The 236-nt window shown below is 43.6% G+C and carries 1 protein-coding gene; it reads left to right on the top strand.

What is annotated here, in order from left to right:
- A partial coding sequence (locus tag RYX56_RS25195; protein WP_317124493.1) for an amidase family protein occupies nt 1-236 on the top strand: 236 nt, incomplete at both ends.

Below are 236 nucleotides of genomic sequence, written 5' to 3'. Positions count from 1 at the left end.
ATATAGTTCAAGAGGGGGGCAGACTGAAAATCCTTATGGAATAGGGAGATTTGATGTTGGCGGCTCAAGTTCAGGATCTGGTTCAGCAATTGCTGCAAACTTTGCGGTTGCTGCAGTAGGAACGGAGACTTCAGGTTCAATTTTAAGCCCCTCTAGACAAAATAGTATTGTAGGAATTAAACCGACAGTAGGCTTAATTTCAAGATCAGGCATTATCCCGCTTTCACACACGCAAG

The sequence above is a fragment of the Alkalihalophilus lindianensis genome (assembly GCF_032843265.1).
GTDB lineage: Bacteria > Bacillota > Bacilli > Bacillales > Bacillaceae_D > Alkalihalophilus > Alkalihalophilus lindianensis.
This window is presented reverse-complemented; position numbering and strand designations above follow the sequence as displayed.